The sequence below is a fragment of the Actinosynnema sp. ALI-1.44 genome (assembly GCF_001984155.1).
In the GTDB taxonomy this organism is placed as follows: domain Bacteria; phylum Actinomycetota; class Actinomycetes; order Mycobacteriales; family Pseudonocardiaceae; genus Kibdelosporangium.
In genome coordinates this window covers 303,148-317,902 of the sequence record NZ_MTQO01000048.1, presented here as the reverse complement: position 1 = coordinate 317,902, position 14,755 = coordinate 303,148, and the positions used below count along the sequence as shown (strand labels likewise).

General features: G+C 68.5%; 13 protein-coding genes and 1 tRNA gene. 4 read left to right on the top strand and 10 right to left on the bottom strand.

The genetic code is table 11. The features are described 5' to 3' along the window. Positions 1-32: 32 nt before the first annotated feature. Complete coding sequence (locus ALI144C_RS29025; protein WP_033392499.1) at positions 33-527, bottom strand: CarD family transcriptional regulator; 495 nt, start codon at positions 525-527, stop codon at positions 33-35. 275 nt (positions 528-802) lie between these two features. On the opposite strand from ALI144C_RS29025, the gene ALI144C_RS55790 reads away from it, so the two are divergent. Next, positions 803-1,588, top strand: a complete 786-nt coding sequence (locus tag ALI144C_RS55790; protein ID WP_076990341.1) for a hypothetical protein — start codon at positions 803-805, stop codon at positions 1,586-1,588. Positions 1,589-2,012: 424 nt separating this feature from the next. Next, positions 2,013-3,380 (top strand): DNA repair protein RadA, encoded by a 1,368-nt coding sequence (radA, locus tag ALI144C_RS29015; protein WP_076990340.1) that lies wholly within the window; start codon positions 2,013-2,015, stop codon positions 3,378-3,380. Here the strand turns inward: radA and ALI144C_RS29010 are convergent. The 7 genes from ALI144C_RS29010 to ALI144C_RS28980 form a co-directional block, all read right to left on the bottom strand. Continuing rightward, positions 3,370-4,593 carry a hypothetical protein gene (locus tag ALI144C_RS29010; RefSeq protein ID WP_076990339.1) on the bottom strand — a complete coding sequence of 408 codons (1,224 nt, stop codon included), beginning with the start codon at positions 4,591-4,593 and terminating at the stop codon, positions 3,370-3,372. The two genes, radA and ALI144C_RS29010, sit on opposite strands and share 11 nt — an antisense overlap. After that, complete coding sequence (locus ALI144C_RS29005; RefSeq protein WP_083753504.1) at positions 4,590-5,180, bottom strand: RNA polymerase sigma factor; 591 nt, start codon at positions 5,178-5,180, stop codon at positions 4,590-4,592. Before ALI144C_RS29005 ends, ALI144C_RS29010 begins: the two co-directional genes overlap by 4 nt. Before the next feature lie 88 nt (positions 5,181-5,268). Beyond that, on the bottom strand, positions 5,269-6,357 hold the full coding sequence (locus ALI144C_RS29000; RefSeq protein WP_076990338.1) for a CU044_5270 family protein: 1,089 nt from the start codon (positions 6,355-6,357) through the stop codon (positions 5,269-5,271). Next, a complete protein-coding gene (locus ALI144C_RS28995; protein WP_076990337.1) occupies positions 6,354-6,920 on the bottom strand; it encodes an RNA polymerase sigma factor in 567 nt (188 codons plus the stop codon). The genes ALI144C_RS29000 and ALI144C_RS28995 overlap by 4 nt, the downstream gene beginning before the upstream one ends. Positions 6,921-6,971: 51 nt before the next feature. Next, the gene (gene otsB, locus ALI144C_RS28990; protein ID WP_076990336.1) at positions 6,972-9,500 is read right to left on the bottom strand and encodes a trehalose-phosphatase; all 2,529 of its coding nucleotides are present in this window, start codon (positions 9,498-9,500) and stop codon (positions 6,972-6,974) included. A gap of 67 nt (positions 9,501-9,567) precedes the next feature. Beyond that, on the bottom strand, positions 9,568-10,992 hold the full coding sequence (locus ALI144C_RS28985) for an alpha,alpha-trehalose-phosphate synthase (UDP-forming) (RefSeq protein ID WP_237774360.1): 1,425 nt from the start codon (positions 10,990-10,992) through the stop codon (positions 9,568-9,570). A 99-nt stretch (positions 10,993-11,091) separates the two neighbouring features. Next, positions 11,092-12,468 carry a threonine/serine ThrE exporter family protein gene (locus ALI144C_RS28980; RefSeq protein WP_237774378.1) on the bottom strand — a complete coding sequence of 459 codons (1,377 nt, stop codon included), beginning with the start codon at positions 12,466-12,468 and terminating at the stop codon, positions 11,092-11,094. A gap of 132 nt (positions 12,469-12,600) precedes the next feature. On the opposite strand from ALI144C_RS28980, the gene ALI144C_RS28975 reads away from it, so the two are divergent. Continuing rightward, a tRNA-Thr gene (locus ALI144C_RS28975) sits at positions 12,601-12,676 on the top strand. Between the two features lie 90 nt (positions 12,677-12,766). Then, complete coding sequence (locus ALI144C_RS28970) at positions 12,767-12,976, top strand: hypothetical protein (protein ID WP_076990333.1); 210 nt, start codon at positions 12,767-12,769, stop codon at positions 12,974-12,976. A 175-nt stretch (positions 12,977-13,151) separates the two neighbouring features. On the opposite strand, the gene ALI144C_RS28965 is transcribed toward ALI144C_RS28970, so the two are convergent. Continuing rightward, positions 13,152-14,420: an RNA polymerase sigma factor gene (locus ALI144C_RS28965; RefSeq protein WP_076990332.1), complete on the bottom strand. Its 1,269-nt coding sequence runs from the start codon at positions 14,418-14,420 to the stop codon at positions 13,152-13,154. Then, positions 14,417-14,755 carry a YciI family protein gene (locus ALI144C_RS28960; RefSeq protein ID WP_076990331.1) on the bottom strand — a complete coding sequence of 113 codons (339 nt, stop codon included), beginning with the start codon at positions 14,753-14,755 and terminating at the stop codon, positions 14,417-14,419. The genes ALI144C_RS28965 and ALI144C_RS28960 overlap by 4 nt, the downstream gene beginning before the upstream one ends.

Genomic DNA, 14,755 nt, shown 5'->3' with positions numbered 1-14,755 from the left:
CGCACTGTGTGTTTCCCGTACTGCGGGGTGGACTAGACCGCCGCGGCTGTGGCCAGGACCTCGTCGAGGAGGACCTCGGCCTTGTCCTCGTCGGTGCCCTCGGCCAGTGCCAATTCGCTCACCAGTATCTGTCGAGCCTTGGCCAGCATCCGCTTCTCACCCGCGGATAGACCACGGTCCTTCTCACGCCGCCAGAGGTCTCGCACCACTTCGGCAACCTTGTTCACATCGCCGGAGGCGAGCTTCTCCAGGTTGGCCTTATACCGCCGTGACCAGTTGGTCGGCTCCTCGGTGTGAGGAGCACGCAAAACATCGAAGACGCGGTTGAGACCCTCTTGGCCGACGACGTCACGCACGCCTACGATCTCGGCGTTGTCAGCGGGTACGCGAACCGTGAGATCACCCTGCGCGACCTTGAGAACGAGGTACTTCTTCTCCTCGCCCTTGATCACGCGTGTCTCGATTGCTTCGATGAGAGCGGCACCGTGGTGCGGGTAGACGACGGTCTCTCCGACCTTGAAAACCATGTGTCCTCTGCCCCTTTCGCTGACCCCATTCTAACACGTCCCGCAATCCCCATCAGCTCGGTGTGAGACGGGTAAGCGCAGGTCAGCGGCCCGAGGATGGACCGGCTGGGGGTTGACAAAATACGTCTCCCCATGCATCGAAGTGACAATTAACGATCTTGATGGGATACTGCGCGATCCTTTGTGGACATCAACTCGGCGAGGCCCCCGCGAGCGGCCGGTGACCGCCGGATACCCTTCCGGCAGACGCGTTTTCACCAGGAGGGACCGGCAACGTGAGTCGTCAACGGCACAGCCTGCGCTTCACCGCCGCGACGGTAGGGGTGACGGCAGGAGTCGCGCTCGCTCTCGCGGGGTGCGGCGCCGGCCAGATCTCGCAGACCGCCGGCATGGAACCCGCGGTGAACGGCAGCCAGGGCAACGTCGGCCTCGTGGCCGTCCGCGACGTCCAGTTCGCCTACCCGGACCACGGCGTGTACGAGAAGGGCGAGAGCGCGGCGCTGACCGGCACGCTGGTCAACAGCGCGCAGAGCGACGACGAGATCGTCTCGGTCACCAGCTCGGTCGGCCAGGCCAGCATCAGCGGGGACAAGAAGCTGGCCGCGGGCCGTGCGCTGATCATCGAGGTGCCCCCGGGTGGCGTGCGCCCCTCGTCGTCCTCGTCGTCGGCGCCGACCACCACCTCCGGTCCGGCCACCACCTCCGGTCCGGCCACCTCCGGCTCCCCTTCGGGCTCGGTGAGCCCGGGTACCCCGACGTCCGGTGCTGCCTCCGGCTCGCCGACGTCCGGTGCTGCCTCCGGCTCGCCGACCTCCGGTGCTGCCTCGGGCTCGGCCACGTCCGGCTCGGCGACCACCACGTCCCGGCCGACCACCACGTCGTCCCAGCCGACCGAGATCGGCAAGGTGACGGTCGTGCTGACCGGGCTGACCGAGGACATCCGCTCCGGCAAGACCGTCGAGATCACCTTCACGTTCCGCAGCGGCTCGGTGACCATCCCGGTGCCCGTCGCGGTCCCGACCACACCCCGCAAGCCCGCGGCAGGCGGCGAAGGGCACTGACCGAGCATTCTCGGTGAACGCCCGGCACCCCACGGTGCCGGGCGTTTCGCTTGTACCGGCCCTGGTCGGCTGGTTTGGTCGCGCTGGTCGTTGACGCCTCGCAACGCGCCCGACATCGCCCCAGCCACGCTGATCAGCAGGTCACGGCGAAGATGTCGGTTGCGTGGGGCGGGGTGGCAATGACCGGCTTTTGGCGACCAAACCCGTCCGAGCGGAGCGAGGGCCGTCAACACTGTTTGGTCGCGCTGGTCGTTGACGCCTCGCAACGCGCCCGACATCGCCCCAGCCACGCTGATCAGCAGGTCACGGCGAAGATGTCGGGTGCGTGGGGCGGGGTGGCAATGACCGGCTTTTGGCGACCAAACCCGCCCGAGCGGAGCGAGGGCAATCCAACACTGTCGGTGGTGGGCGCTAGGTTCTGCGGGTGGTCAAGAAGTCGGGTCCGGCGTACCGGTGTGGTGAGTGCGGTGTCGTCGTCAACAAGTGGTTCGGGCGGTGCCCCGAGTGCCAGGCGTGGGGGACGATCGAGGAGGTCGCCGCCGCCAAGCCCGCGTTGGCGAAGGTCGTCGCCGGTGCGCCAGCGTCGCCCGCGAGGCCGATAGCCGAGGTCGACGTCGAGTCCGCGCGGGCGCAGAAGACCGGCGTGCCCGAGCTGGACCGGGTGCTCGGCGGGGGACTGGTGCCCGGTGCTGTCGTCCTGCTGGCCGGTGAGCCCGGGGTCGGCAAGTCGACCCTGCTGCTCGAGGTCGCCTACCAGTGGGTCGCCAGGGAGGACTCGCCCGGTCGCGCCCTCTACATCACCGGCGAGGAGTCCGCGGGCCAGGTGCGGCTGCGCGCCGAACGGACCGGGAACGTGCACAGCGAGATGTTCCTGGCGGCCGAAAGCGATCTGGCGACCGTCATCGGGCACGTCGACGCGGTCAAACCGGCCATGCTGGTGATCGACTCCGTGCAGACCATGTCGTCTCCCGCCGTGGAGAGCTCCGCCGGTGGCGTCACCCAGGTCAGGGCCGTCACCGCCGCGCTGGTGGCGTTGGCCAAGGAGCGCAGCCTCCCGGTCATCCTCGTCGGGCACGTCACCAAGGAAGGCTCGGTCGCCGGGCCCCGGGTGCTGGAACACCTCGTCGACGTCGTCCTGCACTTCGAAGGCGACAAGTACTCCTCGCTGCGGCTCGTGCGCGGGGTGAAGAACCGGTTCGGAGCCGCCGACGAGGTCGGCTGTTTCGAGATGGTCGAGGAAGGCATCGTCGGTGTGCCGGACCCGTCCGGGATCTTCATGAGCAACCGGGTCGAAGGCGTGCCGGGTACCGCGGTGACCGTCATCCTCGAGGGCAAACGTGCCCTGCTCGGCGAAGTCCAGGCGCTCGTGTCCAGTACCGAGGCGCCGATGCCGCGACGCGCGGTCAACGGTCTTGAGGCGTCCAGGGTCGCCAAGGTGCTCGCCGTGCTCGAACGGCGGGCCAGCCTGCCCTTGGGCAAGTCCGATGTGTTCACCGCGACCGTCGGCGGCATGCGGATCATCGAACCGGCCGGTGACCTCGCCCTCGCCATGGCGGTCGCCAGCGCCAAGCTCGACATCCCGCTGCCCAACGACATGGTCATCATCGGCGAGGTCGGTCTCGCCGGTGAGGTCCGCCGGGTCGGCAGCGTCGGCAGGCGGCTCGCCGAGGCCGCGAGGCTCGGTTTCAAACGCGCGCTGATCCCGCCGGACTCGGGCCGCCTGCCCAAGGAGATCAAGGCGACGGTCGTCCCGGACCTGCGGACGTTGGTGGACACCCTTTCTAAGAGGTAGCCCCGACCCTGTCCACGACGGACCAGTGGACGATTGTCTCGTCGGTGGGCTTGTTGGGCGGGTAGAGCTGGGTGCTCCTGGTCCCGATCAGCTGGCCGGTCGCGCCGTCGACGAGCACCTCCTGCAGGTGGTCGATGAACCGGTCGTCGATCTGCAGCGACACCGCGGGGCGGCCGTCCCGTGTCTTGGCGTTCCAGTCGATCCGCAGCCAAGGGTGGTACGCCAGCGCCTGCAACAGGCTGCGTCGCAGGTCGGCTGGGAGCGGACGGCCGAGCAGTTCGCCGACGAGGTCCAGCGCTTCCGCGGTCGGGTCGTACGAGTCTGCCGAGTCGTTCACCAGGCGCTGGTAGAGGGCCTTGGGATCACGCGGCAGACCCGCGACGAACTCCGGTGTCGGGTTCCGCCAGCTGGTGTACGGCGGGAAGTAGACGCCGCCGACGGCCTCGAATGTGCCCTCCTGCCTGGACCGTCCGGAGATCATGCTCGACAGCGGCGCCTCGCCGTCGATCGGCCCGTTCTCCATGCCGGTCGCGACGTCCCGGTCGAGCCGCCACACCCCGGACCGGTCAGCCGGGACCCATTCGTTCCAGTACCCGCCCAAGCCGGGCGTTCCGGTGAGTTGCTGGTTCCTGTTGACCTCGATGGGCTTGCCCCACTCCTGCCGGGCCATGAACAGGTACTGGCCGGGGGAGACAGGAAGGTCGGCGACGTTGACCGCGAGCTCACCCGCCGCGTTGTAGACCACCGTCGGCGCCGGCAACCGGACACCGGTGTGGCTTTGCGGCCCGCCTTTGGCCGCGGCCGGGCGGCGTGGCGGCGCCGGGTACGACGTGCTCGGCCTCGGCGTCGACAGCGGCACCGGAGCCTGGGTGACCGCGGAAGGCGTCTGCGCGACCGACATCTGGTGGACCCCGGGGACGGGGCCCTTGTCGCCACTTGACTTGACCACCAGGGTCGTCCCGACTGCCAGAACCGCGCACGCAGCGGCGGCAGTCAGCCACAGACCAGGGCGCCGAGATCGTGGAACGGACTGCCCGCGCCCGCCGACCACCTCGAACCGCACCGCCAACGGCTCCGGCTCGGGCAGTGGTTCGATGGCCGGTTCGACCGCCGCCTCCAGCCGGATCTTGCCGAGCAGGAACATCTCCTCGCTCATCTCCGGCACGTCGTCGCGGAACCCGGCCAGCGCCTCGTCCAGTTCCAGGTCGTTCATCGCTCTGCTCCCAGGTGTCGGCGGAGTGCGGAGCGGGCGCGGTGCAGCCGCGTCCGGACGGTGACCGCGTCGATCTTCAGCGCCTCGGCGACCTCGACCGGTTTCAGACCGGCCCACGCCACGAGCAGCAACACGTCCCGTTCCTCCTGGCGCAAGTCGGCGAGCGCGGTGCCCAGCCTGCGTGCTTCCACGCTGGCGTCAGCCCTGGACACGGCCACGGTGTCGGTGCCGTCGGCGGCGTGTGCCCGGCCCACGTCACGGGCAGCCGCCCGCAACCCCCGAACCTCACTGCGGGCGTGCCGTCTCAACAGGTTCGTGGCGATGCCGAAGAGCCACGCGCGGACAGTCGCCCGTTCAGGCTCGTACCGGCTGCGTTGTTCCCACGCGAGCAGGAACGTGTCGGCCACGAGATCGTCAGCTGTCGCCGGATCCAACCGTCGCGCGAGGTATCGGTGCAGACCACGCGCGTGGTCGTCGTAGAGCCGCGCGAGCACCCTGCCCGCGTCGGGGCCTTGGAGATCCGGCCGTTCCACGCTCGCCATCGTCACAACGGCTATTGCCCGCAGCCACCGAAAGCGTTCCGACATGGGGGCGAACGAAAAGGTCCGCACGCCCCCGACAGGCATGCGGACCCGGCTGGATCAGCCGTTGTATCGATTCAACTGCCCTATCGGTTCACTGGCCGGGTTTGTCACCCATCTTCTCCACGACCCCGATCTTCACCGCTGTGGAAGTCACCGTGCCCGGCGGTGTTCCCCCCTCGGCCGCCTTGATCTGCGTCTGCCGGGTGCCGATGTACTGCCCGGTCTTCGGATCGACGAGCAGCTCCCACTTGACGCCCTCGGCTTCGATCCCCAGGGCGACACCCCTTCGCCCGTCCAGGTTGACGGCGTCCTTGTCGCTGATCACGAGTCCAGGGGTCAACGCCAGTGCGCGGTACAGGTTGGCCCGGATGCCCGCCGGTGCCACGCCGGGCTTGACCAGATGCGAAACCTGCTGGAAGACCTGCGACTCGAAGAAGTTCGCAGGCATCCCTGGTGGGTACGAGCGTGCCGAAACTTCCTTGTAGATCACGTCGTAGAGCTGGCGAGGGTCGGTCGGCAGCGAGGCGAGGAACTGGGGGGTCGGCCTGTACCAGGAGCCTGCCACTTCGCACGGCTTCTCGCTCTGGCTGATGGTGAAGTCGCCGCATCTGGCCCGCTGGTCCGGCAGCGGGGAATTCGTGATCGCAGGCGCCTGCTCCGGGCGACCGACGATCCACTTGCGGTTGCCCGTCTCCCGCATCCGCCACAACCACTCCTGGGTGCGGTCCGCGGGAATCCACGTCTCGTTGAACCGCTCGTCCAGGTAGAAGAAGTTGTTCGCCGGAGCGGACGGGCTGAAGAACCCCATCCCGCCCCAGTTGTGCTCCTCGACGTACAAGTACTGGCCCGGCCCGACCACCGGATCCGACGCGCCGATCTTGTCAGCCGCGTTGATGAGCAACTCCGCCGCCGCGGCGGTGGGCACCGATGACTCGTCACCGAACGGGACCACCTGCAGGCTTGCGAAGGCGGCCGCGATGACCGCCACCGCAGCCGCCCACCTCCCCCAATGACGCCTCGCCTTCGGCGGCTGGACAGCCTGCGGTGCCCCCGACGCGGCCAGCAGTTCGGCCCGTGCCCTGGCGAGCGCGGTGTCACCGGGTGGCACATCGGCGTTCAACACCGCCAACGCCCGGTCGAGTTCTTCCTCCGACCACACCTCGTGCACGTTTTCGTTCATGCTTCACCGCCCTTGCGCAGTTGCTTGCGGACGCGGTGCAGCCGTGACCGCACGGTGCCCGCGGGAATGTCGAGTGCTTCGGCGACCTCGTTGGTGTCCAGGCCCGCCCAGGAGATCAACAGCAGGACGTCCCGGTCGCCGGGGGACAGGTCGGCCAGCGCGCCCGCGAGTCGCTGGGCGGCGGCCTGCGCGTCGACGCGTTCGGCGACGCGGCCCGCGTGCCCGTCGACCGGTGTTTCCGCCGAATGCGCCTTCAGGTGACGGACTTCGTCGCGCAAGTGCCGTCGCATCAGGTTCGTGGCGATCCCGTACAGCCATGACCGCACGGCCGCGCGGGCCGGGTCGTAGCGGTGTCGCTGGTGCAGAGCCACCAGGAACGTCTCGCTGACGATGTCGTCCGCTGCTGTCTCGCCGATCCGGCGCACCAGATAGTGCCGCAACGCGGCGGCGTGGGTGTCGAACAGCCACTCAAAGACCAAGCCGGGATCGGGCCCGCTCAAGTCGGGCCGATCCCGGCCAAGGGGCGGCTGCCCATCGGCTTCGGTGTTGGTCAAAGTCCTCACACCGACTATTGCCGACGGGCAGCCTTCGTGTTCACGTCACCGCTTCATGTGTCACTGGGCGCTCAGCAGTTGGGCGCAGCGGATCAGACCCAGGTGGCTGTACGCCTGCGGGTGGTTGCCCAGCGACCGTTCCGCGATCGGGTCGTACTCCTCCGGCAGCAGACCGGTCGGTCCGGCGCAGTCCACCATCTGCGCGAACAGGTCCTCGGCCTCGGTGCGACGGCCGCACATCAGGTACGCCTCGATCATCCACGCGGCGCACAGGTGGAAGCCGCCCTCGTTGCCGGGCAGGCCGTCGTCGCGGTGGTAGCGGTACACAGTGGACCCACTGCGCAGCTCGGCCTCGATCGCGGTGACCGTCGAGGCGAACCGCTCGTCCGACGGGTCGATCAGACCGGCGAGCCCGACGAACAACGACGCCGCGTCCAGGTCCGTACCGTCGTAGGCGGTGGTGAACGACTTGACCTCGTCGTTCCAGCCCTTGGTCAGGATGTCCTGTGCGATCTTGTCGCGCAGCGCGTGCCAGTCCGGGCTCGGCGTGCGGCCGTACGTCTCCGCCAGCGTGATGGCGCGGTCGATGGTCAGCCAGCACATCACCTTGGAGTACACGTGGTGGCGCGGGCGGTGCCGCTCCTCCCAGATGCCGTGGTCCGGTTCTTCCCACCGGCGTGCGACGGCCTCGGCCATCGCGTTGGTCATCTTCCAGTCGTCGTCGGTGAGCTTGCCCCTGGCCAGCGACAGCGCCGCGACCAGGTCGACGACCGGACCGAACACGTCGAGCTGGACCTGCTGGTTGGCCAGGTTGCCGACGCGCACCGGCCGCGAACCCGCATAGCCCGGCAGGGTGTCGATCACGGCCTCGGGCCCGAGACCCGTGCCTGCCAGCGTGTACAGCGGGTGCAGCCGCTCCGGGCCGGGCACCGTGGCCAGCACGCCGTGCACCCAGTTCAGGAACGCTTCCGCCTCGGTGGTGGAACCCAGCGACACCAACGCTTTCGCGGTCAGCGCGCCGTCACGCAGCCAGCAGTAGCGGTAGTCCCAGTTGCGGATGCCACCGATCTCCTCCGGCAGCGAGGTCGTCGCGGCCGCCATGATGCCGCCGGTCTCGCTGTGGCACAGGCCACGCAGCGTGAGCGCCGACCGGATCACCAGTTCCCGCTCGACCTCGGGGAACTTCAGCGACTCCAGCCACCCCGTCCAGTACAGGTTGGCGCGCTTCTTGCGCTCGGCCTCCGGGATCGGGTCCGGCGACAGGTCGTCCGTGCCGCAACGCAGTTCCAGCAGCACCGACCCGCCGTCCGGGCTGACGACCGCGCGGGCGGTGTCGTGCATGCCGTCCGACGTGATCTCCCAGTCCACGCCGGGGGAGTGCAGCGCCATCGGGTCGGACGTGCCGACCACGCGCAGGCCGTTCTCGTTGCGCACCAGCTTGACCGGCACCTGCCCGAACTCGGGGCGCGGCGCGAACTCGACGACCGTGCGGCTGCTGCCGGAGATCGTGCGGATCAGGTCCGTGCGGTGCGGCTGCGCGTAGTGCTCCAGGTAGTCCGTGACCAGCAGGCCCGACCAGCGGGTCTCCACAGTCATGGTGCCCGGCAGGTACCGCTGGCCCAGCGGCAGGCCGCCGCGCTCCGGCGTGATCGACAGGTGCCCGGCGCTCGGGCCGCCGAGCAGGTCGGCGAACACCGCCGCCGAGTCCGGCTCCGGGTGGCACAACCAGGTGACACGGGCGTCCGGCGTGAGCAACGCGACCGACCGCTCGTTGGCCAGCATGGTCAGCCGCTCGATCGGGGTGGCCTGCTCGCCGTACAGCCAGTTGCGCCGCTCCTCCAGCAGGAAGGCGAGCATCGTGGCCACCGCGGGGGTGTCGTCGATGCGGTACTGGGCCAACGTCTCGCCGCCGCCGACCTTGACGCCGAGATCCGGCCCGGACAGCCGGGCGAAGGCCTTCTCGTCGGTCACGTCGTCGCCGACGAAGATCGCGGCCGTCGCGCCGATCTGGTGGCGCAGCACGTCCAGCGCGTGGCCCTTGTCGGTCTGCACGACGGCGAGCTCGATCACCGCCTTGCCTTCGGTGACCTGGATGCCGTCCCACTTGCACGGCCCGTTGCGGATGGCCTCCGCGACGTGGTCGGCGACGGCCTGCTCGGCACGCCGGTAGTGCACGGCGATGCTGGCGGGCTTGACCTCGAGGTGCACGCCCTCGGCGCCGTCGACCAGCCGCTCGAGCTCGGTCTCGACGCGCGCGTGCAGTTCCCGCGCGGGTCCGTTGAGCGAGTGCACGAAGCCGATGTCGAACTCGGATCCGTGGCTGCCGACCAGGTGGACCTCGGCAGGCAGCCGGGACATCGTCGCGAGGTCACGCAGCGCACGGCCGGAGATCACCGCCGTGGTGGTCTCGTGCAGTCCGGCGAGCGAACGCAGCGCGTGCACCGATTCCGGCTGGGGCCGGGCCTTTTCCGGGTCTTCGACGATCGGTGCAAGCGTCCCGTCGTAGTCGCACGCCACCAACAGGCGGGGGGTGCGAGCGAGCTGAACGATCGCCCGCCTCAGTTCGGCGGGGAGAGCCTCGGCAGTCACGCCTTCTCCTCGTGCTCCAGCGTGGCAGCCATTGCCACTATTGGGTGAAGTTACGATCTGAACTGATTCAGTTCAACCCCTGTGACCCCAGAGCCTCGAGGAACGACCGTGCCCAACGGTCGACGTCGTGGGTGAGGACCTGGCGTCGCAGAGCGCGCATCCTACGGCGACCCTCCGCTGGGTCGATCGTAAGGGCCGCATGCAGCGCGTTCTTCACCCCGTCAAGATCATGTGGGTTGACCAGGAACGCGCTGGTGAGCTCGGCGGCGGCACCGGCGAACTCACTGAGAACGAGTGACCCGCCCAGATCGTGCCGGCACGCCACGTACTCCTTGCACACGAGATTCATCCCATCGCGCACCGGTGTGACCACCATGACGTCCGCCGCGGAGAAGAACGCGACCAGCTCGCGCCGGTCGACGGACTGGTGCAGGTAGTGCACAACGGGGTGACCCACCTTGCCGAACTCGCCGTTGATCCGGCTGACGACCTGTTCGATGCCCTGGCGCATCCGCTGGTAGTGCTCGACCCGTTCACGGCTCGGAGTGGCCAACTGGACCATCGTCACCTCATCGGGGTCGACTCTTCCCTCGATGAGCAACTCGTGCAACGCGTGCAGCCGGACGTCGATGCCCTTCGTGTAGTCGAGCCGGTCGACGCCGAGAAGGATCTTCTTCGGGTTGCCGAGGTCGGCCCGGATCTGCTGCGCGCGCTGGATGGTGTCCCGTTTGCGGGCCATCCCGTCCAGCCCTGCCGAGTCGATCGAGATGGGGAACGCGCCGACCCGCACCGGCCGGTCGCCGACGTGGATGAGGCCGGGTCTGGTCCGCACACCGACCGCGGCCCGGCTCGGTTCGAGGCCGACCAACCGGCGAGCCAGCCACAGGAAGTTCTGGGCACCACCCGGTCGGTGGAACCCGACCAGGTCGGCGCCGAGCAGCCCGCGCACGATCTCCGTCCGCCACGGCAGCTGCATGAACAGCTCGACAGGCGGGAACGGGATGTGCAGGAAGAAGCCGATCCGCAGGTCCGGCCGCTGCTCGCGGAGCAGCGACGGGACGAGTTGGAGCTGGTAGTCCTGGACCCACACGGTGGCGCCCGGTGCGGCGATGGCGGCCGCGGCCTCGGCGAACCGGTGGTTGACCTTCACGTAGCTGTCCCACCACGCCCGGTCGAAGACCGGAGCCTCCACCACGTCGTGGTACAGCGGCCACAGCGTGGCGTTGGAGAAGCCCTCGTAGTAGTCACGGACGTCGGTCGCCGACAACGTGACAGGGACCAGCCGCAGGCCGTCGTCGTCGAACTCATCGACGTCGACGTCCGCGACTCCCGGCCAGCCGACCCACGCGCCGCTCTTGGAGCGCAGGAACGGCTCGAGCGCGCTGACCAGCCCGCCGGGGCTGTGCTTCCAGCGCTGCGTGCCGTCAGGTGCACGCTCGAGGTCAACCGGCAGCCGGTTGGCCACGACAATGAAGTCCGCACCACTGTTCACCGGGAGAGAGCCTCCTTGTGATGACACTGACCAAAGAAAGACAGTAGTCAGTAATGCCGCCTGCGCGCGTCCGGCAAACGGTCAGGTGGTAAGTCTCACTTAGACGGCGTTGTCGTGAGCCTCGAGTCGCTGCCAGCCCGGCCCGACAAGTCTGATGGCGCCGAGCCGACGTTCCAACCTACCGAGACTGCTGCGTACAGGTTGTGCCAGGTACTCGCCAAGCACAACACCAGCGCCCAACGCCAACGCGATGCCGAGGGCGGTCATCAGCGTCACCACACCAGTGGCCGTGTGGTCGACGGCGAGTTCGTACAACGAGCGGTAGGTGGTCAGCCCAGGAAACAGGGGTGTCATACCCGACACGGCGACCACCAATGGAGTGATGCGCAGCCGCCGGGCCAGCAGCCCACCGCAGAACCCGATCCCGGCAGCGGCGACAGCCGAAGCCACGATCGGCCCGGCCCCGGACAGCACGAGCGCGCCGTAACCCAACGCCCCCAGCGCCCCGGCCGCACTCGCCACCATGAGCGAGCGCATGGTGGCGTAGCTCGCAAGCGCGAAGCACCCAGCCGCCGCGGCCCCAGCCAACGCCTGCAACGGCAACCGCAGCGCGGTCGGCGGCAACGCCTCAGCCATCGGCACCCGAGGCAGCCCCAGCGAGGACGCCATGTTCAACGCCAGCACAACCCCACCAATGAGGCCCGCCGTCATCAACGCGACCTCCATGGCCCGACCGGCGGCGGTGACGTTGTAGCCGGTGATGGCGTCCTGCACAGCGCCAACCACACTGAGCCCGGACAGCAGAACGGTGATGGCAGCGGCAACGACAAGCGTCGGCGACTCACCCAGCCAGCCGGTGGACACGACAGCGAGCGACCCGCCCGTGGCCAACGCCCCACCGATGACCTGCTGGAAGAAGAAAGGCAGGTTGCGCCGGTTGAGCATCCGCCCGATCCGGTCGATGACAGCGGTGATGACAGCGGCAACCAGGGCAACCAGCGGCCCACCACCGAGCAGCACGGTGACACTGGCAGCCATCCCGGCCCAGGCACCGGTCGCGACCCAACGCGGATAGGGGTGCTTGGCGGTGGTGATCCGCTCAAGCCGCTTGAGCGCGTCGACAGGTGTCACCTTGAACCGAGTGATGTCCCGAACGAGGCGCTCGACAGCAGCGAGCCGCGTGTAGTCCAACCCCCGCGACCGCACAACACGCATCGACGAAACAGGCGCATGCTCCGGCCCACGGTGACAGCACGCGGTGATGGAGGTGAAGGTCACATCCACATCACATCGATCAAGACCGCAAGCGTTTGCGACAGCAATGATCGTCGCGGTGACATCAGACGCCCCAGCACCAGAGCTCAGCTGTACCTCACCAATCCGCAAAGCCAGGTCAAGCACCAGATTGACCACTGACTCGTCGGGCACGAACTGCGCCACCACTACACCTCCTGCCACGTGTTTCCCGCGTGGCATCGCACCGATCGACAACGGTGTTGCAGTGGCGTGCATCACAAACAGGTTTAGCGTGAGATGGCCGACCGGAGAGCAACCAGGAGTCGGTGTGAATAACGCCTGGGCCCCTTGTTTACGATGTCCGAGAACAACGCCGGTGTAGCTCAATTGGCAGAGCACTCGCCTTGTAAGCGAAAGGTTACGGGTTCGAGTCCCGTCACCGGCTCCATGTTCTACCAGCGAAGACGCTGGGATGGAAGATCATAAATGCTGGTCAATGACTGCGGCGATGACTGCGAGGGGTGCTAGCTTCGCAGTCATGGCACGCGGTGACACCGACATGAGCCAGATCCGGCAGCGGGGCAACTCCTACCAGGTCACTGTCTACGCGGGCGTGGATCCGGTCACCGGCAAGCGCCGCTACCTGACCGACTCCAGCACCGAACTGGCGGAAGCGAAGCGGATCCGCACGGCGTGGATGAGCATGAAGTGCCGCGCTGAGATGGCTCGCAGAAGCGAGCGTTTGTAGAGGACGGCTTAGGCGTTGACGACGTTCTTCGCGTTCCTTGAACGTGTCCGGACCTACGTTTTGGGACTGGTTTCGGGTGTGCGGATCTCCCCTTCGGGTCGGCGCTGGCTACACCGATGACCGCACGGTCGCTCACCAAGCCAATGGCGTTGGATCTCCTGCTCGGGAGCGGTGTTCAGGGCCGTCGAGGACCAGGACAGGTGAGTTCTCCGAGGCGGCGCCGCAGGTAGGCGCGCTCCGCCTCGTTCGATGTCTGGGCGAGCGCGGTCCGGTACGCGTCGGCGGCAGACCCTACCCTGCCGGCTCGGCGCAGCAGATCGGCGCGCGCCGCGTGCACCAGGTGATCACACTCGCCGTGGCGGGTGAGGTCGTCCAGCAACGTCAGCCCGGCGTCGGGTCCCGCCGACATCGCCACCGCGACTGCCCGGTTCAGTGCGACTGTCGGCGATGGGACCTGAGCCAGCAGTGCGTCGTACAGCATGGTGATACGTGCCCAGTCGGTGTCGGCCGCGGTCGGCGCGGTGACGTGGCAGGCGGCGATCATCGCCTGGAGCTGGTACGGGCCGACGTGTTCGCGCCGCGCGGCGCGACGCAGCTCCGTCAGCCCAGCGGCGACGAGGGTGCGGTCCCACCTGGTGCGGTCCTGTTCCTCCAGCGGAACCAGCACCCCGTCGGGTGACATCCGCGTCGCCGCCCGCGCGTGCTGGAGCAGCGTGAGCGCGTGCAGGCCCCGGGCTTCCGGGTCGTCGGGCATCAGCTCGACGACCAGTGCCGCCAACCGGATCGCCTCGTGGGCCAGGTCTGGCCGGTGCAGGTCCGCGCCGGAGGTGGCGACATACCCTTCGTTGAACACCAGGTAGATCACGGCGAGAACGGAACGGGTGCGTTCCGGCAACAGATGCGCGGGCGGCACCCGGTACGGGATCCCCGCGTCCCGGATCTTCTGCTTCGCGCGGACCAGGCGCTTGGCCATGGTCGCCTCCGGCACGCTGAACGCGCGGGCGATCTCGGCCGTGGACAACCCGGTGAGCGTCCGCAACGCGAGCGACACCCGCGCCTCGAACGCGAGCGCGGGGTGACAGCAGGTGAAGATCAGCCGCAGCCGTTCGTCGCCGATCCCGCTGTCGTCCGGATCGGCGTCCGGCAGTTGCCCGGTCACGGCGAGCTGCCGGAGCTTCGCCTCACCGAGCGTGGCCCGACGCAGCCGGTCGATCGCGTGCCGACGGGCCGCGGTGAGCAGCCACGCACCGGGACGATCAGGCACCCCGTCACGCGGCCAGCTGCGCAAGGCCCGCGTGAACGCCTCCTGCGTGCATTCCTCGGCGAGGTCCCAATCACCCGCCCAGCCGATGAGCGTGGCGACCACCCGCCCCCACTCCTCCCGGAACACCGTGGTGAGAGCGTCAGCGACAGTAGGGCTAACCGGGGAACCGTCACCGGTCATCGCTCAAGCACAGGCCGGATCTCGACCTGCCCGACCGCGCAGGCCGGGTGCCCGGCGGCGATCTCGATCGCCTCGTCGAGGTTGTCGACCTCGATCAGCGCGAACCCACCGATCTGCTCCTTGGCCTCGATGTAGGGCCCATCAGTCAGGAGCACCTCGTCGTCGCGCACGCGCACGGTCGTCGCGGTCCGGCTGGGCCGCAGCCCCTCATGTGCGCGGATCACGCCCCGCTCGACCAGGTCATCCATCCACACCGCGAAGGCCTTCATGCCCTCCTCACTGACCACCTCCTCGACCTCGGTCTCGTCCGCACTGATCATCAACAGGTATCGCAC

Excerpts from the sequence above, each read along its gene's own strand:
- ALI144C_RS29025 (WP_033392499.1), bottom strand. The coding sequence starts at position 527 with ATGGTTTTCAAGGTCGGAGAGACCGTCGTCTACCCGCACCACGGTGCC.
- ALI144C_RS29010 (WP_076990339.1), bottom strand. The coding sequence starts at position 4,593 with ATGAACGACCTGGAACTGGACGAGGCGCTGGCCGGGTTCCGCGACGAC.
- ALI144C_RS29005 (WP_083753504.1), bottom strand. The coding sequence starts at position 5,180 with ATGTCGGAACGCTTTCGGTGGCTGCGGGCAATAGCCGTTGTGACGATG.
- ALI144C_RS29000 (WP_076990338.1), bottom strand. The coding sequence starts at position 6,357 with ATGAACGAAAACGTGCACGAGGTGTGGTCGGAGGAAGAACTCGACCGG.
- ALI144C_RS28980 (WP_237774378.1), bottom strand. The coding sequence starts at position 12,468 with ATGCCACGCGGGAAACACGTGGCAGGAGGTGTAGTGGTGGCGCAGTTC.
- ALI144C_RS28970 (WP_076990333.1), top strand. The coding sequence starts at position 12,767 with ATGGCACGCGGTGACACCGACATGAGCCAGATCCGGCAGCGGGGCAAC.
- ALI144C_RS28965 (WP_076990332.1), bottom strand. The coding sequence starts at position 14,420 with ATGACCGGTGACGGTTCCCCGGTTAGCCCTACTGTCGCTGACGCTCTC.